General features: G+C 40.8%; 14 protein-coding genes, 2 tRNA genes, 1 rRNA gene and 1 riboswitch. Of the genes, 15 read left to right on the top strand and 2 right to left on the bottom strand.

Annotation, left to right across the window (positions count from 1 at the left end; translation table 11 throughout):
* Positions 1-13 precede the first annotated feature (13 nt).
* From G586_RS21775 to G586_RS0104845, 6 genes are all read left to right on the top strand, one after another.
* Complete coding sequence (locus G586_RS21775) at positions 14-1,105, top strand: LCP family protein (protein WP_051204536.1); 1,092 nt, start codon at positions 14-16, stop codon at positions 1,103-1,105.
* A 60-nt stretch (positions 1,106-1,165) separates the two neighbouring features.
* Positions 1,166-2,095 (top strand): glycosyltransferase family 2 protein, encoded by a 930-nt coding sequence (locus G586_RS0104825; RefSeq protein ID WP_035772505.1) that lies wholly within the window; start codon positions 1,166-1,168, stop codon positions 2,093-2,095.
* Between the two features lie 27 nt (positions 2,096-2,122).
* Positions 2,123-2,758 (top strand): GTP pyrophosphokinase, encoded by a 636-nt coding sequence (locus G586_RS0104830; protein ID WP_035772507.1) that lies wholly within the window; start codon positions 2,123-2,125, stop codon positions 2,756-2,758.
* A gap of 343 nt (positions 2,759-3,101) precedes the next feature.
* The gene (locus tag G586_RS0104835) at positions 3,102-3,677 is read left to right on the top strand and encodes a hypothetical protein (protein WP_026526822.1); all 576 of its coding nucleotides are present in this window, start codon (positions 3,102-3,104) and stop codon (positions 3,675-3,677) included.
* Between the two features lie 21 nt (positions 3,678-3,698).
* Positions 3,699-5,258 carry a peptidoglycan DD-metalloendopeptidase family protein gene (locus tag G586_RS0104840; RefSeq protein WP_242831972.1) on the top strand — a complete coding sequence of 520 codons (1,560 nt, stop codon included), beginning with the start codon at positions 3,699-3,701 and terminating at the stop codon, positions 5,256-5,258.
* 113 nt (positions 5,259-5,371) lie between these two features.
* Positions 5,372-6,664 (top strand): UDP-N-acetylglucosamine 1-carboxyvinyltransferase, encoded by a 1,293-nt coding sequence (locus G586_RS0104845; protein WP_026526824.1) that lies wholly within the window; start codon positions 5,372-5,374, stop codon positions 6,662-6,664.
* 65 nt (positions 6,665-6,729) lie between these two features.
* Here G586_RS0104845 and G586_RS0104850 read toward each other — a convergent pair whose 3' ends face one another.
* Positions 6,730-7,806: an HD-GYP domain-containing protein gene (locus G586_RS0104850; protein ID WP_026526825.1), complete on the bottom strand. Its 1,077-nt coding sequence runs from the start codon at positions 7,804-7,806 to the stop codon at positions 6,730-6,732.
* Between the two features lie 134 nt (positions 7,807-7,940).
* On the bottom strand, positions 7,941-8,711 hold the full coding sequence (locus tag G586_RS0104855) for an ECF transporter S component (protein WP_035772509.1): 771 nt from the start codon (positions 8,709-8,711) through the stop codon (positions 7,941-7,943).
* A gap of 116 nt (positions 8,712-8,827) precedes the next feature.
* Positions 8,828-8,956, bottom strand: a riboswitch (FMN riboswitch).
* Positions 8,957-9,048: 92 nt separating this feature from the next.
* On the opposite strand from G586_RS0104855, the gene tsaE reads away from it, so the two are divergent.
* From tsaE to G586_RS0104905, 9 genes are all read left to right on the top strand, one after another.
* Positions 9,049-9,489 carry a tRNA (adenosine(37)-N6)-threonylcarbamoyltransferase complex ATPase subunit type 1 TsaE gene (gene tsaE, locus G586_RS0104865; RefSeq protein WP_026526827.1) on the top strand — a complete coding sequence of 147 codons (441 nt, stop codon included), beginning with the start codon at positions 9,049-9,051 and terminating at the stop codon, positions 9,487-9,489.
* 4 nt (positions 9,490-9,493) lie between these two features.
* Positions 9,494-10,729: a tRNA (adenosine(37)-N6)-threonylcarbamoyltransferase complex dimerization subunit type 1 TsaB gene (tsaB, locus tag G586_RS26520; RefSeq protein WP_026526828.1), complete on the top strand. Its 1,236-nt coding sequence runs from the start codon at positions 9,494-9,496 to the stop codon at positions 10,727-10,729.
* Positions 10,722-11,651 (top strand): ribonuclease Z, encoded by a 930-nt coding sequence (locus G586_RS0104875; RefSeq protein ID WP_026526829.1) that lies wholly within the window; start codon positions 10,722-10,724, stop codon positions 11,649-11,651. Before tsaB ends, G586_RS0104875 begins: the two co-directional genes overlap by 8 nt.
* Positions 11,652-11,688: 37 nt before the next feature.
* On the top strand, positions 11,689-12,279 hold the full coding sequence (locus G586_RS0104880; protein WP_026526830.1) for a DUF6715 family protein: 591 nt from the start codon (positions 11,689-11,691) through the stop codon (positions 12,277-12,279).
* 63 nt (positions 12,280-12,342) lie between these two features.
* Positions 12,343-13,428, top strand: a complete 1,086-nt coding sequence (tsaD, locus tag G586_RS0104885; protein ID WP_051204543.1) for a tRNA (adenosine(37)-N6)-threonylcarbamoyltransferase complex transferase subunit TsaD — start codon at positions 12,343-12,345, stop codon at positions 13,426-13,428.
* Between the two features lie 15 nt (positions 13,429-13,443).
* On the top strand, positions 13,444-14,160 hold the full coding sequence (ispD, locus tag G586_RS0104890) for a 2-C-methyl-D-erythritol 4-phosphate cytidylyltransferase (RefSeq protein WP_026526832.1): 717 nt from the start codon (positions 13,444-13,446) through the stop codon (positions 14,158-14,160).
* Positions 14,161-14,301: 141 nt separating this feature from the next.
* A tRNA-Ser gene (locus G586_RS0104895) sits at positions 14,302-14,387 on the top strand.
* A gap of 38 nt (positions 14,388-14,425) precedes the next feature.
* Positions 14,426-14,514 (top strand) — tRNA-Ser (locus G586_RS0104900).
* Positions 14,515-14,699: 185 nt separating this feature from the next.
* Positions 14,700-14,884, top strand: a 16S ribosomal RNA gene (locus G586_RS0104905); the annotation flags it as partial.

Consider the following 14,884-nt stretch of genomic DNA (forward strand, 5'->3'; position numbering starts at 1 on the left):
GGAGATTTTTGATATGTCGAATCGCAGGAGTGGAAACTCAGGCAGAAGAGGCAGAAAGAAGAACACAAAGAGAGCACTGATTATTTTTGGTGTTGAAATAGTAGTTCTACTTATACTTCTTTTTATAGTTTGGACTTTATTTGGCAAGATGAAGGTAGACAAGGTTGGCAAGGTCAATCTTGATGAGGAAAAGATCGCTGAGAGTGTTAATACCGGAGTTGAAGAGAATGAGCAGATGACAGGATACACTAATCTGGCTCTCTTCGGAGTTGATTCACGTCAGGGAGATCTTGATAAGAATACAAGAAGTGATACCATCATTATTGCTTCTATTAATAATGAAAACGGAGAGATCAGACTTGTATCGGTTTATCGTGATACATATCTTAATCTTAGTAATGATTCATATAACAAGTGTAATGTTGCATATGCAACAGGCGGACCTCAGCAGGCTATTTCCATGCTGAACATGAACCTTGATATGGATATTACTGACTTCGTTACTATCGGTTTTGGCGGACTTACAGATGTCATTGATGAGATCGGTGGTGTAGATATCACCATTGAGGAGAATGAGATAACTCACCTCAATAACTATCAGTCAACAATGGCTGAGGAACTTGGAGTAAAGTATACTCCTGTTACTCAGACAGGTAGACAGACTTTGAACGGACTTCAGGCAACAGCATATTGCCGTATCAGATATACAGCAGGAGATGACTTCAAAAGAGCTGAGAGACAGAGAACTGTTCTCATGGCAATTTTGACTAAGGCAAAAACAATCAGCCTGCCTGAGCTTGAGAATGTAGCCAGCAAGGTATTTGGTGAGACATATACATCTCTTGACCTTGAGGATATTTTAAAGTTATTAGCTAATATAACGAATTACAATGTTGTTTCAAGTGACGGCTTCCCGCATGCTGATATGAGAGCAACAGGAACAATTGGTAAGAAAGGAAGCTGCGTTCTTCCTGAAAATCTTTCATCAAATGTTAAGTGGCTTCATGAGTTTTTATTTGATGATACAGAATATGTTGTGTCACCAAGTGTAGAAGAATATAGTCAGAAGATTGCTGCTGATACGGATGAGTATATTGACAGATAAACGACTTTCGAAATGTGGCCCCGGTATCAGCCGGGGCTTTTTTTAGAAAAAAGGGTGCAAATGCAGACAGTAGATGTAATAATTCCAACTTATAAACCGGGACCGGAACTATCCATGCTTATTGATGAGCTTGAAAAGCAGGCTTACAGACCCGGAAAGATAATAATAGTAAATACAGAGAAGCATTTCCTTGTTGAGAGGAAGGATGCGATGGACACAATTGCTAAGTATGACAATATCATCGTTCATCACATCACAAAAAAAGAATTTGATCATGGTGAGACCAGGAATTTGGGGGTTAGCATGTCTGATGCTGATCTTTTTCTCATGATTACTCAGGATGCTGTGCCTAGAGATCTGTCTCTTATCTCAAATCTCGTTCAGGCAGTTGAGGATCCGCAGGTTGCGGCTGCTTACGCAAGACAATATCCTAAATCAGATTGCAATCTTGCTGAGCGCTATTCAAGGAAGTTTAACTACCCTACAGTAGCAATGAGGAAGACTATTAAAGATCTGCCTAAGTTGGGGATAAAGACGTTCTTCTGCTCCAATGTCTGTGCGATGTACAGAAGAGATGTATTTGACAAAGTGGGTGGCTTTTTACATAAAGCGATCTTTAATGAAGATATGGTCTATGCCGGGAATGCTATGTATCAGGGATATGCTATCTGTTACGTTCCTGAGGCCGGTGTTATACATTCACACAATTATTCATGTGCACAGCAATTTCATCGAAACTTTGATCTTGGTGTTTCACAGACAGACCATCCGGAGATTTTTTCCGGTATCAAGTCTGAGACTGAGGGAAAGCGTATGGTAAGAGATACCATAAGGCACTTCCAGCATATTGGAAAACTTTACCTGGTGCCTCACTATGTAGTTATGTGTGGCTTTAGATTTGTGGGATATAGAATGGGAAGAAGATATAAGAGACTTCCTAAAGGGCTTGTACGAGCCTGTTCAATGAATAAAGGTTACTGGGACAAGTAATCTAATGGTATTAAGGGGGAAATCATTATGGAATCCAGATTATCGGATGGAGATATAAAAAGTTGGGAAGAAGTCAGTCTTTTGTACAATTCTGCTCTTAAGCAGATAAACACGAAGATAGAGATATTAAATGACGAGTTCCAGGAGGTTCATAGGTACAATCCTATAGAACATATCAAATCCAGAATCAAAACTCCGGAGAGTATAGTCAAAAAGCTTAAGCGTCATGGCTATGAATCTACTCTGGAAAATATGATGAAGTATATTAATGATATTGCAGGAATAAGAATAATCTGTTCCTTCACATCGGATATATACCGAATTGCTGACATGATCAGTAATCAGAAGGATATAAAAGTCCTTACAATAAAAGACTATATTATGAATCCGAAGACAAGTGGATACCGGAGTTATCATATGATAGTGGCAGTTCCGGTCTATCTTTCGGATCACGCAGCGGAGGTTAAGGTTGAGGTTCAGATCAGAACCGTAGCCATGGACTTTTGGGCCAGTCTTGAGCACAAAATACAGTATAAATTCGAAACAAAGGCGCCTGCTAATATAAAAGCGCAGCTTTTTGAGTGTGCCAGAATGGTTGCCGAACTTGATGACAGAATGTTATCTTTGAACGAGGAGATTCAGTCGATAACTCCTCAAGGATAATATATATTTACAGAAATATAAGCAGTTTTAGAAAAACTGCTCCATTAATGAGGAGTGCCCAGGCACCTCTCGGCACCCGGGCTATTATGAAAAAATTTATCTATCTTTCGGAGCTACTATCAGAGCTTCGCAAATGAACCTTCTTTTGTTTGGTTCTGTTAAATTATAACAATCATTTATGAACAAATTATTAACAAAGTTTAAACTAGAGGTTAATATCTACAAAAGAATAGTTGATATGAAACTATTATTGTGCGAAATGCATAAATGTTGTAACCTAATATTTAGCTGCTAATGCCGCGGACATATTTATAAGAGAATTCGTTCACTTATGGGAGGAGCTATGGAAAATATGATGGGAAATGTTGCAGGGAAGATCAGTGCTCAAGAGATGATCAAGGCTAACACAGCTGCTGAAGCAGCTCACAGAGAGCAGATTGAGAACCAGAACAAGCAATATGAGGAAGAAATTGCAGTTCTTCGTCAAAATGCCAAAAAGCTGGAAGACAGATTAAATAATATTGAAGATGTTCTGGCTGACCTGAAAACAGGCAAGAATGATGCTGAGAAAACAACTAAAGAACTTGGCACAGCAGTTAAAGAGCTGAGTGATAATCTGAGTGACAGATTCAACAAAAGTGATGAAGCTACTCATGACGTAGGTGTACGTATATATAGGAATGTTCAGGCATCAGTTGCTGATGAACAAAAGAAACAGCTTGATGAGATAAAGGAAGATTTCAAACGGCAGATGGAGTCGATAAGAAGTGAGTTTACAGTACTTGTAAGACAGCTTGATTCCATGCAGAGAGCTAACAGGGCAAAAAACAGAGGGCTTATGCCTCTTACAGTCATTATCCTTTTGGCTACAATAGCTAATCTGGTATTGATAATTTTAAGAATTATAGGTTTGGTTTAAAGAATGAAGCTTCGTAGGCACATGAAAACTCGTATAGGTATAATCAAGGGCACAGTTTATGCAGTTGTTATCTGGATATTAATGATATTGCCTGTTTATTCTCCTATAAAAGATACCGGTGACAATATTTTTACGGTGTATTTAAATGGAGTTGAAGTAGGAACACTTGCCTCCAGACAGACTGCTGAAAAGTGTCTTCGTGATGCCAGAAGGCAGTTTGCATCAGGAAGTGAAGAACTGATTTTGGCTGATGCCGAACTAACACTTAAAGGTGATGATGTTCTTTTCGGTGAAGTTGATTCCAGAAAATCTGTGAAAAACAGGATGATTGAGGTCCTTGAAAAGAGTAAGTCATCAACACTTGAGCGCTCTTATACGGTTAAGATAAATAAATATTCGGTTAATCTTTCAAGTAAGGATGATGTGTTTACACTTCTGTCCAAGGCACTTGGGAAATATGATACCGAAGGTGAATATAAAGTGGATCTTGTTACGGATCCTACAAGAGAAGTTAATGTGCTTACGTCGCAGATTGTTTCTGTTGAAGAAGCCCGTAAGGAAGAGGCTGAGCTAAAGCTCCCTGAGGCAGGAATTGATCAGGCTATTTCCGATGTATTTAGAAAGATAAAACCATTAATAGAAGAAAAAAGCTTTGAAGATTATCAACTTGGACTGATGTCAATAGATTTTGGCGATAAGGTTGAGGTCGTTGAGAGCTATTTACCCGCTTCTGAGATTACAGATATCGCTACTGCAATTGACGAAGTGACTAAGGATCAGGAGACTAATCAGATTTATGAGATAAAATCAGGTGATACTCTTGGCACAATAGCAGAGGATTTTGGACTGCCATTGGATAAACTCATTGCAATGAATGAGACTATTGAAAATGAAGAATCTAAGATCAGGGCAGGGGATGAGATTATTGTTACTGTTCCTGAGCCGGAACTGGCTGTTGTATATACAACTCAACAGTATTATGAAGAGGATTATGAGGCAGACATAATCTATAAAGATAACGATTCGTGGTACACTACGAGAACAGAAGTGATTCAGGAACCATCTGCAGGCCATCGTAAGGTGGTTGCAAAGGTTTCATATATCAACAATACCGAGACAGGTCGCGATATTCAGAAAGAGGAAGTGACCTATGAAGCTGTTCCAAAGATAGTAGAGCGTGGAACTATTGTACCGCCTACTTATATAAAACCCATTTCCGGAGGAAGACAGTCTTCCGGATTCGGTCGAAGAAATGCACCTACTAAGGGCGCAAGTACCTTCCATAAGGGCATTGACTGGGCAACTCCTGTTGGAACTGCAGTTATGGCATCCAATGCAGGTGTTGTAACAAGAGCAGGTTGGGGACGCGGATATGGTTATGTAATTTATATAAGCCATGCAGATGGTAGGGAAACCAGATATGGACATCTGTCCAAGATACTGGTTAAGCCCGGACAGAGTGTTTCTCAGGGACAGAAGATTGCACTTAGTGGTAATACCGGTGTAAGTACCGGTGCGCATCTCCATTTTGAGATTCTAATAAATGGAGCTCAGGTAAATCCGCTCAATTACTTGAATTGATAAACTTGATTTTACAAATAATGTTTTTTGTGGTATAACATAAGCCGTTAATGAAATTAGGGGAGAAAGTTTATCAACTTAATGATTCACAAAGGCGTGAACGATAAAAAATTATGGAAAAATACGTGATTAAAGGCGGTACACCGCTTGTAGGAGAGGTCGAGATTGGCGGCGCTAAAAACGCTGCACTTGCGATTTTGGCTGCTGCTACAATGACCGATGAAACCGTATATATTGATAATATGCCTGATGAAGCTGATACTAATGTAATGCTTCAAGCTATGGAGAACATTGGTGTTCTGGTCAACAGAACTGGTCGTCATTCGGTAACGATCAATGCAGGACATGTCAGTGCATACAGAATTGAAAATGAATATATTAAGAAGATAAGAGCATCCTATTACATGATAGGAGCATTTCTCGGCAAATATAAAAGTGCTCAGGTTGTTCTTCCCGGCGGATGCAATATCGGATTAAGGCCTATTGACCAGCATATCAAAGGCTTTACGGCACTTGGCGCCAATGTAACAATCGAGCATGGTATGATAAGTGCTCAGGCTGAGAGGCTGATTGCTAATCATATTTATCTTGATATTGCCAGTGTTGGCGCAACTATCAACATTATGATGTCTGCTTCAATGGCTGAAGGTAAGACTATAATCGAGAATGCTGCAAAAGAGCCACATGTCGTTGATCTTGCAAACTTCCTGAACAGCATGGGTGCGGATATTAAGGGTGCCGGTACTGACATCATCCGTGTCAGAGGTGTAGAACGCCTTCATGGAACAGAGTATACAATTATTCCTGATCAGATTGAGGCTGGAACATTTATGATGGCAGCAGCAGCTACAAAGGGTGATGTGACCATTAAAAATGTAATACCTAAGCACCTTGAATCGATCAGTGCCAAGCTCATAGAGATGGGATGCCAGGTACTTGAGTCTGATGATGCGGTAAGAGTAGTAGCAACTAAGCGTATGAAAAATGCGCATGTTAAAACATTGCCATATCCCGGATATCCTACTGACATGCAGCCTCAGATCACTGTAGTTCTTGGGCTTGCCAGTGGAATAAGTCTTGTTACCGAGTCGCTTTTTGAAAACAGATTTAAATATGTTGATGAGCTCACAAGAATGGGAGCCATTATTAAGGTAGAAGGAAGTACAGCCATTATAGAGGGTGTAGACCAGTACACCGGAGCTGAGGTTGCTGCTCCTGATCTTCGTGCCGGAGCTGCCCTTGTAATTGCAGGATTGACAGCTGAAGGCTTTACCACTGTTGAGGATATCAGATATATAGAGCGTGGCTATGAAGATTTTGATGCCAAGCTAAGGGAACTTGGAGCTCAGATTGAAAAAGTAGATACTGAAAGAGAACTGCAGAAGTTCAAATTGAAATTTGCATAATGAAACCACCATATGACTTGAAAATGATGTCATATGGTGGCTTTTTATTTGATAGAAAATCCTTTTTATAAAATTTCTTCGATATACAACTCAGGATGCTGAGTCAGGTCAAGATAATCATTATCGATTTTTATAGTAGGCCTCGATAAATGATCCCTGTTTATGAAGATTATTTCACCTTCACGACCATCGTTTAGTCTTACTCTATTCAGAAGATAAGTGTTAACGATGTTTTGAAGGAAAGTCATTATTGCGTTAGTATCGTATTTCTGAAGACCTTCTGACTCAAACATCTCTATCGCGATGAAAGGACACAGAGGATCTCTGTACACTCTTGCGGAAGTCATCGCATCATAGACATCAGCAATCGATACACATTTTGCAAAGAAATCGATCTGAGGCCCCTTTAGTCTTGCCGGGTATCCTGTTCCATCACAGCGCTCATGGTGCATAAGTGCGGCATTTTTAACATGGTCGCTCAGATTAAGGTCTGTAAGTATTACATAACCCTGGGCAGGATGCGTCTGGACTACAGTATATTCTGCAGAAGTAAGATCTGATGGCTTTGTAATTATTTCATTAGGAATAAGAAGCTTACCGATATCATGCAAAAGCCCGCATTCTGTAAGAACCAGAATGTCATCTTCACTCATCTTAAGCCACTGTCCGAGAATATTACAGATCATTGCAACGCTTATGCAATGAACGTAGGTGGCATCATCATAGCTTCTTAAACTGTGGATCATATCAAAAAGATTAGAGGAGCTGTTGCTCTTGTGGATCAGATCATAGATCGGAGAAATCATAGAATCCACATCAAAGTGTTCCTTGTCATTTATAAGCACCTCTATTCCAGCCTTGAATTTGGATGCACAATTCTCGAAGTCACGCTTAAACTCTTTAAACTCCTCAGTCTGTCTTAGCCTGGCAGCATAAGAACGACTGTTGTCCTGTGGAGGAATCAGGTCATCTGGTGGATCTTCGACGAGAACGTTCAAAATCGAATAAAAAGAAAGTTTTGTGATAGCCTGATTGTCCAGAACAGTCCCTTTAGGTAAAATCAGCTGGTTGTTATCATGAGCATATACGTTGTCCGACAAAACCATGCCGGGAACAAGTTTTTTAGTAATCAACCGTTTCATCAAGAAGGCGCCTCATTGACAATTTTTAGTGAATAAAGATACAAATTAATCTTATTGTTCACTGGTACAAAAGTCAATAAAGGCGCCATTTTCATGCTATAAAAAATCGATAAATAATATATAAAATATGTCAATTAAATCTCTGTTTTAGCAGTTTCTTTTCTTACTGAAGCAAGTGATGAGTTCTTTATTACCGGACTAAGCTGCTTGTAAACAAGAAGAGTGATGATACTGATCACTGAACCCTTAAGCAGATTGACAGGAGCGACTGCGAAAAGGATGAAAGTAAACATGTTGTTGATGGCGGGATTGATAATTGTTCCCATTTCTATAAGTGACTCAACAGGTATTCCACCGTAAAGTTTGGCATAAGCAGGAAGCAGATAGAAAGCATTTAATGAACTTCCTACAATGGTGATGAACATTGTAGCAGCGAGACAGGAGATCATGGCTGTCTGACGATTTTTTCTGAAAATATAAATTATAGATGCGGGAAGGACATAGCTGCAGCCGATAATGAAGTTTGCAAGCTCCCCGATGAAAGCTGAATTTGTACCGTTAAGAATAAGATGAAGCAGGATTTTAACAAACTCGATCATAACACCTGTCATAGGTCCAAACGCAAATCCTGCGATAACTGCAGGTAAATCTGAGATGTCAAGCTTGTAGAAGCTGGGTGCGAAAGGCATTGGAAGCTCAAAGAACATCAGAACGGCGGATATTGCTGAGAATATTCCAATGATTACTATCTTTCTTGTGGTCAACCCGGTATTGATGCTACCGTTTCGCTTAGCTACATATGCTTCAGCGAGTTTTGAAACTGCAAACATGGCTACTATCAACAGTATAAAAACTGCGACCATAGCGGTATTCTCCATAATTGAAGTTAATAAGTTGTTTTTCATGGTGTGTTCCTCCTGATTATATCGGGGAGGATAATGACTAGACTATGCGCTCTAATTCAGAAAATAAAAAACGAATCAACAAAGATGCTGATTCGGGGAACTGAAAAAATCATAAACGACATCTTCTATCATCCAGACTATACTGTCGGTTTTGGAATCTCACCAAATCGGCCACCGAAGTGGTTCGCGGACTTCTGAAAACAGTCACCGCCGGTAGGGAATTGCACCCTGCCCCGAAGATTATTTTTACCCATTCATTATATAACACATAAGCCTATCGTCAATACCTTTTGGGCTCTGACTTGCTTTTTTTTGAACGCTGGAATATTCTGATTATATGAGTACAATTTTAGAAACATATTCTGCGGAGGAGACCTTCGCATTTGGTAAGCGCATAGGAGAAACAGCTGCACCCGGATCAGTTTACACGCTGATTGGGGATCTTGGTGTGGGCAAAACAGTACTTACCCAGGGCGTTGCAGCGGGTTTGGGAATAGAGGGGCCGGTTAACAGTCCGACCTTTACAATTCTTCAGGTTTATGATGAAGGAAGGATTCCGTTCTATCATTTTGATGTTTACAGAATAGGTGATGTCAGTGAGATGGATGAGATCGGATATGAGGATTACTTCTATGGACAGGGACTTTGCTTCATAGAATGGGCAAACCTCATTGAAGAAATACTTCCCGAAAAATACATGGAGATTCGAATTGAAAAGGATCTTAAGAAAGGAACGGAATATCGTCGCATTACGCTTGATACGATAGATAACAGATAAAATTATGAAGATATTGGCGCTGGATACATCAGGGCTTGTCTGCACAGTTGCTGTAATGGAGGACGACAGACTCTTATCGGAGTTTTCTATTCAGCATAAGATAACACATTCTGAACTCTTACTTCCAATGATGGAACAGATCAGAGACAGAATAGCCCTCGATTTAAATACAATAGATGCCGTGGCTGTTTCGGCAGGTCCCGGATCATTTACAGGACTTCGCATCGGATGCGCGACTGCTAAAGGATTATGCCTTGCCATGGGCAAGCCTATGATAGCAGTTCCTACCCTTGATGCAATGGCATACCAGTTTTATGGAAGTGAATATGTAATCTGTCCTATGATGGATGCCAGACGTAGTCAGGTGTACACCGGAATTTATTCATTTATCCCTGAAAAGGAAAGTGAACAAACAAACGAAATGTATTTCACAATGAAGACCATTAAGCCTCAGTCGGCCATGGCAGTGGATGAGATTGCAGCAGAGCTTAATGGACTTGGAAAAACTGTGATATTACTTGGTGATGGTATACCTGTCTACAGAGACAAGCTTGACGAACTTTTGAAGGTGAACTATATTCTTGCACCTGCGCATATGAACAGACAACGTGCATCTGCACTTGCTGCTCTTGCTGAAGTGTATTTCAGAGAAGGAAAAACTGTTGATGCGGACAGCTTTTCACCTGAATATCTAAGATCATCGCAAGCTGAACGTGAAGCTAAGGAGAAGGCCGCAGGAAAAGAGCCTGTTAAGAGAAGCGATAAAAAATCCGTAACTTCTGCCAAATCAGTTTATATAAGAGACCTTAAGGCTGAAGACATCACTGCTGCGGCTGAAGTTGAGAAAGCGTGTCTTAAGGCTGAGGCCTGGACTGAGAAGCAGCTTTTGGAAGCAAGCACAAGAGACGATACGGTATATCTTGTTGCGGAGGTTTCAGGAGAAGTTGTCGGACTTTGTGGTGTGAGGAACATATCAGGCGATGGAGAAGTAACTAACGTTTCTGTATCAGAGCGCTACAGAGGAAAAGGAATTGCCTTTGAAATGCTTGAAAAACTCCTTCTTCGTGGCAAAGCAATAGGTTGTGAAAACTTTACTCTGGAAGTGCGCGGTGAAAACAAAGCAGCCAGAGGCTTATATGAAAAACTCGGATTTGCTAATGAAGGTGCAAGACCAGGCTTTTATGAGAGCCCAAAGGATGACGCAATAATTTATTGGAAGAGAAATAATACGAATGATTGATGTATGTCTACTTGGAACTGGCGGAATGATGCCGCTCCCAAACAGATACCTTACTGCACTTATGGTTAGATATAACGGAAAGTGCATATTAATAGACTGCGGTGAAGGCACGCAGATTGCATTAAAGAAAAGCGGCTGGAGTCCCAAGCCTATAGATATGATCTGTTTTACTCATTATCACGCGGATCATATTTCGGGACTTCCCGGAATGCTGCTTACCATGGGAAATGCAGAGAGAACAGAGCCCTTACTTATAGCAGGCCCTAAAGGTCTCGAGCGTGTGGTTAAGGCTTTAAGAACAATCGCGCCTGAACTGCCATTTCCTATAGAATATCATGAAATAACAGATGCAACAGATGAGATGACCTTGCCTGGAATGCCTGAATTCAGGATCAAGGCTTTTAAGGTCAATCACAATATCACTTGCTATGGATATTCTATGAACCTTGATAGAATTGGAAAGTTCAATGTTGAGGCTGCAAAAGCTAATGGAATAGAGCAAAAATACTGGAATCCTCTTCAGAAAGGAGCAATAATCCACACTGAGGATGGCAGAGTCTTTACCCCCGATATGGTTCTTGGAGAAGCAAGAAAGGGAATTCACCTTACCTATGTTACGGATTCAAGACCTACCGATGGAATAATCGAAAATGCCATGGATTCAGATTTATTTATATGTGAAGGAATGTATGGTGAGCCCGATAAGCTTCAGAAGGCTAAGGAAAATAGACACATGACTATATATGAAGCAGCGGAGCTTGCAAAAAAAGCTCATGTTAAGGAAATGTGGCTTACGCATTACAGCCCATCGCTTGTTAATCCAAAGGAATTTTTACCAAAAGCCAAGGAAATCTTTAAGAACACGATTGCTACAAAAGATGGCCGAACGATAACGTTAAGATTTGATGACGATACTGAATAAGTTTTTTTCCATGTGAGATTCTATATGAGGAGGAACTATGGAAGAGTCAACAAAGAGCGGTATTATCAGAGCAATAATAATCATGGTTCTTGCAGCACTGATAGTTTTATCTGTGTTTGTGATCATTACAAGAAACCGTAAAGACCCAAATACAACTACGGAGGATCAGGAGCTTACTGAGGTTCAGAAGATAACAACCCTTGATCTTTCAAAAAACTATCCCCAAACTCCTTCAACAGTGGTTGATCTCTATGCGCGTATCATGAAAGTGATGTACAAACAGGAGTACACCGATGATGAGTTCAAACAGATGGCCAATGTTCTTGCTGGCACATTTGATAGTGAACTGTTGGCAAATCAGAGTAATTGGCCTGATAGCCTCAGAAACGAGGTCAATGAAAAGCGGGCAGGAGATTATTCCATCCCAAATTATGAAGTTCTTACTTCGGATCTACAGGAGAAGAGATCTAACGGTGAAGAAATCGCCAATGTACTTGCAAAGATAAACCTTAGGCATGGTACACATACAACACCATATAATTATTTATTTGTCCTGCGCAAAGATTCAGAGGGACTCTGGAAAATATTGGGCTGGACAATATCAGAAGCAACGGACACGGAAAAGTAAACTATGGAAAATATGAATCCTGAAAAGATAACGCGCCGTACCGAAGAGGACGGCGTAATCTTTATGTCAATTAAAAATGAAGAAAACAGAGCAGAAGGTGAGACCGATAAGGATATCACTATTCTTGCTATTGAAAGTAGCTGTGATGAAACCGCAGCCGCTGTAGTAAGGAACGGAAGAGAAGTCCTGTCTAATATAATCTCGTCTCAGATTGCGCTCCACACAATTTATGGAGGCGTAGTACCTGAGATTGCTTCCAGAAAACACGTGGAAAAGATTAATGGATGTGTACGAGCAGCACTTGATGAGGCACATCTTGAGCTCGATGATATTGACGCTATTGCTGTAACATATGGCCCCGGACTGGTCGGTGCGCTTCTTGTTGGCGTGTCGGAAGCCAAGGCCCTTAGCTTTGTCACGGGAAAACCGCTTGTTGGAGTGCATCATATTGAAGGACATATCTGTGCAAATTATATAGAGGACAAGAACCTTAAGCCTCCTTTTATGTGCCTTGTGGCATCAGGCGGTCATTCTCACCTCGTATATGTAAAGGACTACGGCGAATACGATATTATTGGCCAGACAAGAGATGATGCAGCAGGTGAAGCTTTTGACAAAGTAGCCAGAGCAATAGGACTTGGTTATCCCGGTGGCCCCAAGGTTGATGCTGCTGCAAAAGAGGGTAACCCTGATGCAATCGCTTTTCCGAGAGCAAAGACTACAGAAAAATCCTATGATTTCAGCTTCAGCGGATTGAAATCTGCTGTTTTGAATTACCTTAATCAGGCGGAGATGAAGGGTGAAGAGGTAAACAAAAACGATGTTGCAGCATCTTTTCAGAAGGCTGTTGTTGATGTGCTCACAGAGCATACAATGGAAGCTGCAGCTGAGTATGGTTGCAACAAAATTGCTATAGCAGGTGGAGTGGCTTCAAATACAGCTTTAAGAGAGAGGCTTGAAGAGGAGTGCAAGAAACGCGGATACACGTTCTATAGACCATCACCTGTACTTTGTACGGATAATGCAGCAATGATTGGCTCTGCGGGCTACTATGAATTCCTCAAGGGAGTTCGTAGCGGTATGGATTTAAATGCAGTTCCCAATCTTCCTTTGGGAAATAGGGAGAGAAGGTATCACGGAAGATCATGATATAGGTGAAAACATATGAAAACAACGGCTATCGTACTCGCTGCGGGAAGTGGCAGCAGAATGAAAAGTAGTGTAAGAAAGCAGTATATGGAAATAATGGGGAAACCATTACTTTTGTATGCTCTCGAGGAGTTTGAAAACAGCTTCATTGATGAGATTATTCTTGTACTGCCTGCTGAGGATATACAGCATATAAAAGAGAATATTATAGAGCCAGCCGGTTTTTCTAAAATAAAAGCGCTGGTATCTGGCGGAAGCACAAGATATCACAGTGTAAGACTTGGACTTGAAGCGGCCTCTGAAGATACAGAGGCTGTTTTTATTCATGATGGAGCAAGACCATTTGTCAGTAGCGATATTCTGGAAAGAGCATTGGACGCAGTAAAAGAATTCGGAGCTTGTGTAGTCGGAATGCCTGTAAAGGATACGATTAAGCTATCGGATGAGAATGGCTTTGCAAAGACAACTGTCGACAGGGCAAGAACTTGGATGATACAGACCCCACAGACGTTTTTGTATCCTGAAATTCTAGATCTATATGAAGAACTTGCAAGAAGAGAATCAGAATTACTTGATAGAGGAATCAATATTACCGATGATGCTATGGTAATGGAGACACTCGGAAAACGAAAGGTGAAACTGGTCGATGGGTCTTACGACAATATAAAAATTACTACTCCCGATGATATTATTTTGGCAGAATCGATTATTAAGAGAAAAAATCAAGCTTAAAAAGGCTCTGAAACCCGCATAAATACTGGGAAAATTAAATTTATAAAAAAATAATCAATTTTGTATTGACAACCCTTTGCCATATGGATATAATAAATTTCGCGCTGCTGAGGAAAGCAAAACAACAGCGAAACAAAATATGGAGCGATATCGAAGCGGTCATAACGAGGCGGTCTTGAAAACCGTTTGGCGGCAACGCCACGAGGGTTCGAATCCCTCTCGCTCCGCTCAAAATTGAAGAGTGAAGAAATAAGTCAACACTTTTGCAGAAGTACTCAAGAGGTTGAAGAGACACCCCTGGAAAGGGTGCAGGTCGTTAACAGCGGCGCGAGGGTTCAAATCCCTCCTTCTGCGTTCCTCATCAGTAATACTGATGAGCAGCACTTTGACAATAAAATAGTAATGCAACCCTGAAAATTCCAAAAAGAATATTCAGAGAACAAAACAACCTAACTAAAGGTAAAACGGACAGAACAAAAGCCAAGCTTAAGTTCTGGTCAGACGAACGATCTGATCGCATTTAGCGAAAAGATACATTTAAACGTGAGAGTTCGATCCTGGCTCAGGATGAACGCTGGCGGCGTGCCTAACACATGCAAGTCGAACGGAGATTTGACGCTGCAGAGACTTCGGTCAAAGCTTGTTAAATCTTAGTGGCGGACGGGTGAGTAACGCGTGGGCAACCTGCCTCGTACTGGGGGATAACAGTTGGAAACGACTGTTA

Origin of the sequence: Butyrivibrio sp. VCD2006, from assembly GCF_000423925.1 — a bacterium.
Taxonomy (GTDB): Bacteria; Bacillota; Clostridia; order Lachnospirales; family Lachnospiraceae; genus Butyrivibrio.

What these genes read in the sequence shown, in the direction of transcription:
- tsaB (WP_026526828.1), top strand. Translation starts at nt 9,494, where the DNA reads ATGAAGATATTGGCGCTGGATACATCAGGGCTTGTCTGCACAGTTGCT.
- ispD (WP_026526832.1), top strand. Translation starts at nt 13,444, where the DNA reads ATGAAAACAACGGCTATCGTACTCGCTGCGGGAAGTGGCAGCAGAATG.
- G586_RS0104845 (WP_026526824.1), top strand. Translation starts at nt 5,372, where the DNA reads ATGGAAAAATACGTGATTAAAGGCGGTACACCGCTTGTAGGAGAGGTC.
- G586_RS0104840 (WP_242831972.1), top strand. Translation starts at nt 3,699, where the DNA reads ATGAAAACTCGTATAGGTATAATCAAGGGCACAGTTTATGCAGTTGTT.
- G586_RS21775 (WP_051204536.1), top strand. Translation starts at nt 14, where the DNA reads ATGTCGAATCGCAGGAGTGGAAACTCAGGCAGAAGAGGCAGAAAGAAG.
- G586_RS0104875 (WP_026526829.1), top strand. Translation starts at nt 10,722, where the DNA reads ATGATTGATGTATGTCTACTTGGAACTGGCGGAATGATGCCGCTCCCA.
- tsaE (WP_026526827.1), top strand. Translation starts at nt 9,049, where the DNA reads ATGAGTACAATTTTAGAAACATATTCTGCGGAGGAGACCTTCGCATTT.
- G586_RS0104855 (WP_035772509.1), bottom strand. Translation starts at nt 8,711, where the DNA reads ATGAAAAACAACTTATTAACTTCAATTATGGAGAATACCGCTATGGTC.
- G586_RS0104830 (WP_035772507.1), top strand. Translation starts at nt 2,123, where the DNA reads ATGGAATCCAGATTATCGGATGGAGATATAAAAAGTTGGGAAGAAGTC.
- tsaD (WP_051204543.1), top strand. Translation starts at nt 12,343, where the DNA reads ATGTCAATTAAAAATGAAGAAAACAGAGCAGAAGGTGAGACCGATAAG.
- G586_RS0104835 (WP_026526822.1), top strand. Translation starts at nt 3,102, where the DNA reads ATGGAAAATATGATGGGAAATGTTGCAGGGAAGATCAGTGCTCAAGAG.
- G586_RS0104880 (WP_026526830.1), top strand. Translation starts at nt 11,689, where the DNA reads ATGGAAGAGTCAACAAAGAGCGGTATTATCAGAGCAATAATAATCATG.
- G586_RS0104850 (WP_026526825.1), bottom strand. Translation starts at nt 7,806, where the DNA reads ATGAAACGGTTGATTACTAAAAAACTTGTTCCCGGCATGGTTTTGTCG.
- G586_RS0104825 (WP_035772505.1), top strand. Translation starts at nt 1,166, where the DNA reads ATGCAGACAGTAGATGTAATAATTCCAACTTATAAACCGGGACCGGAA.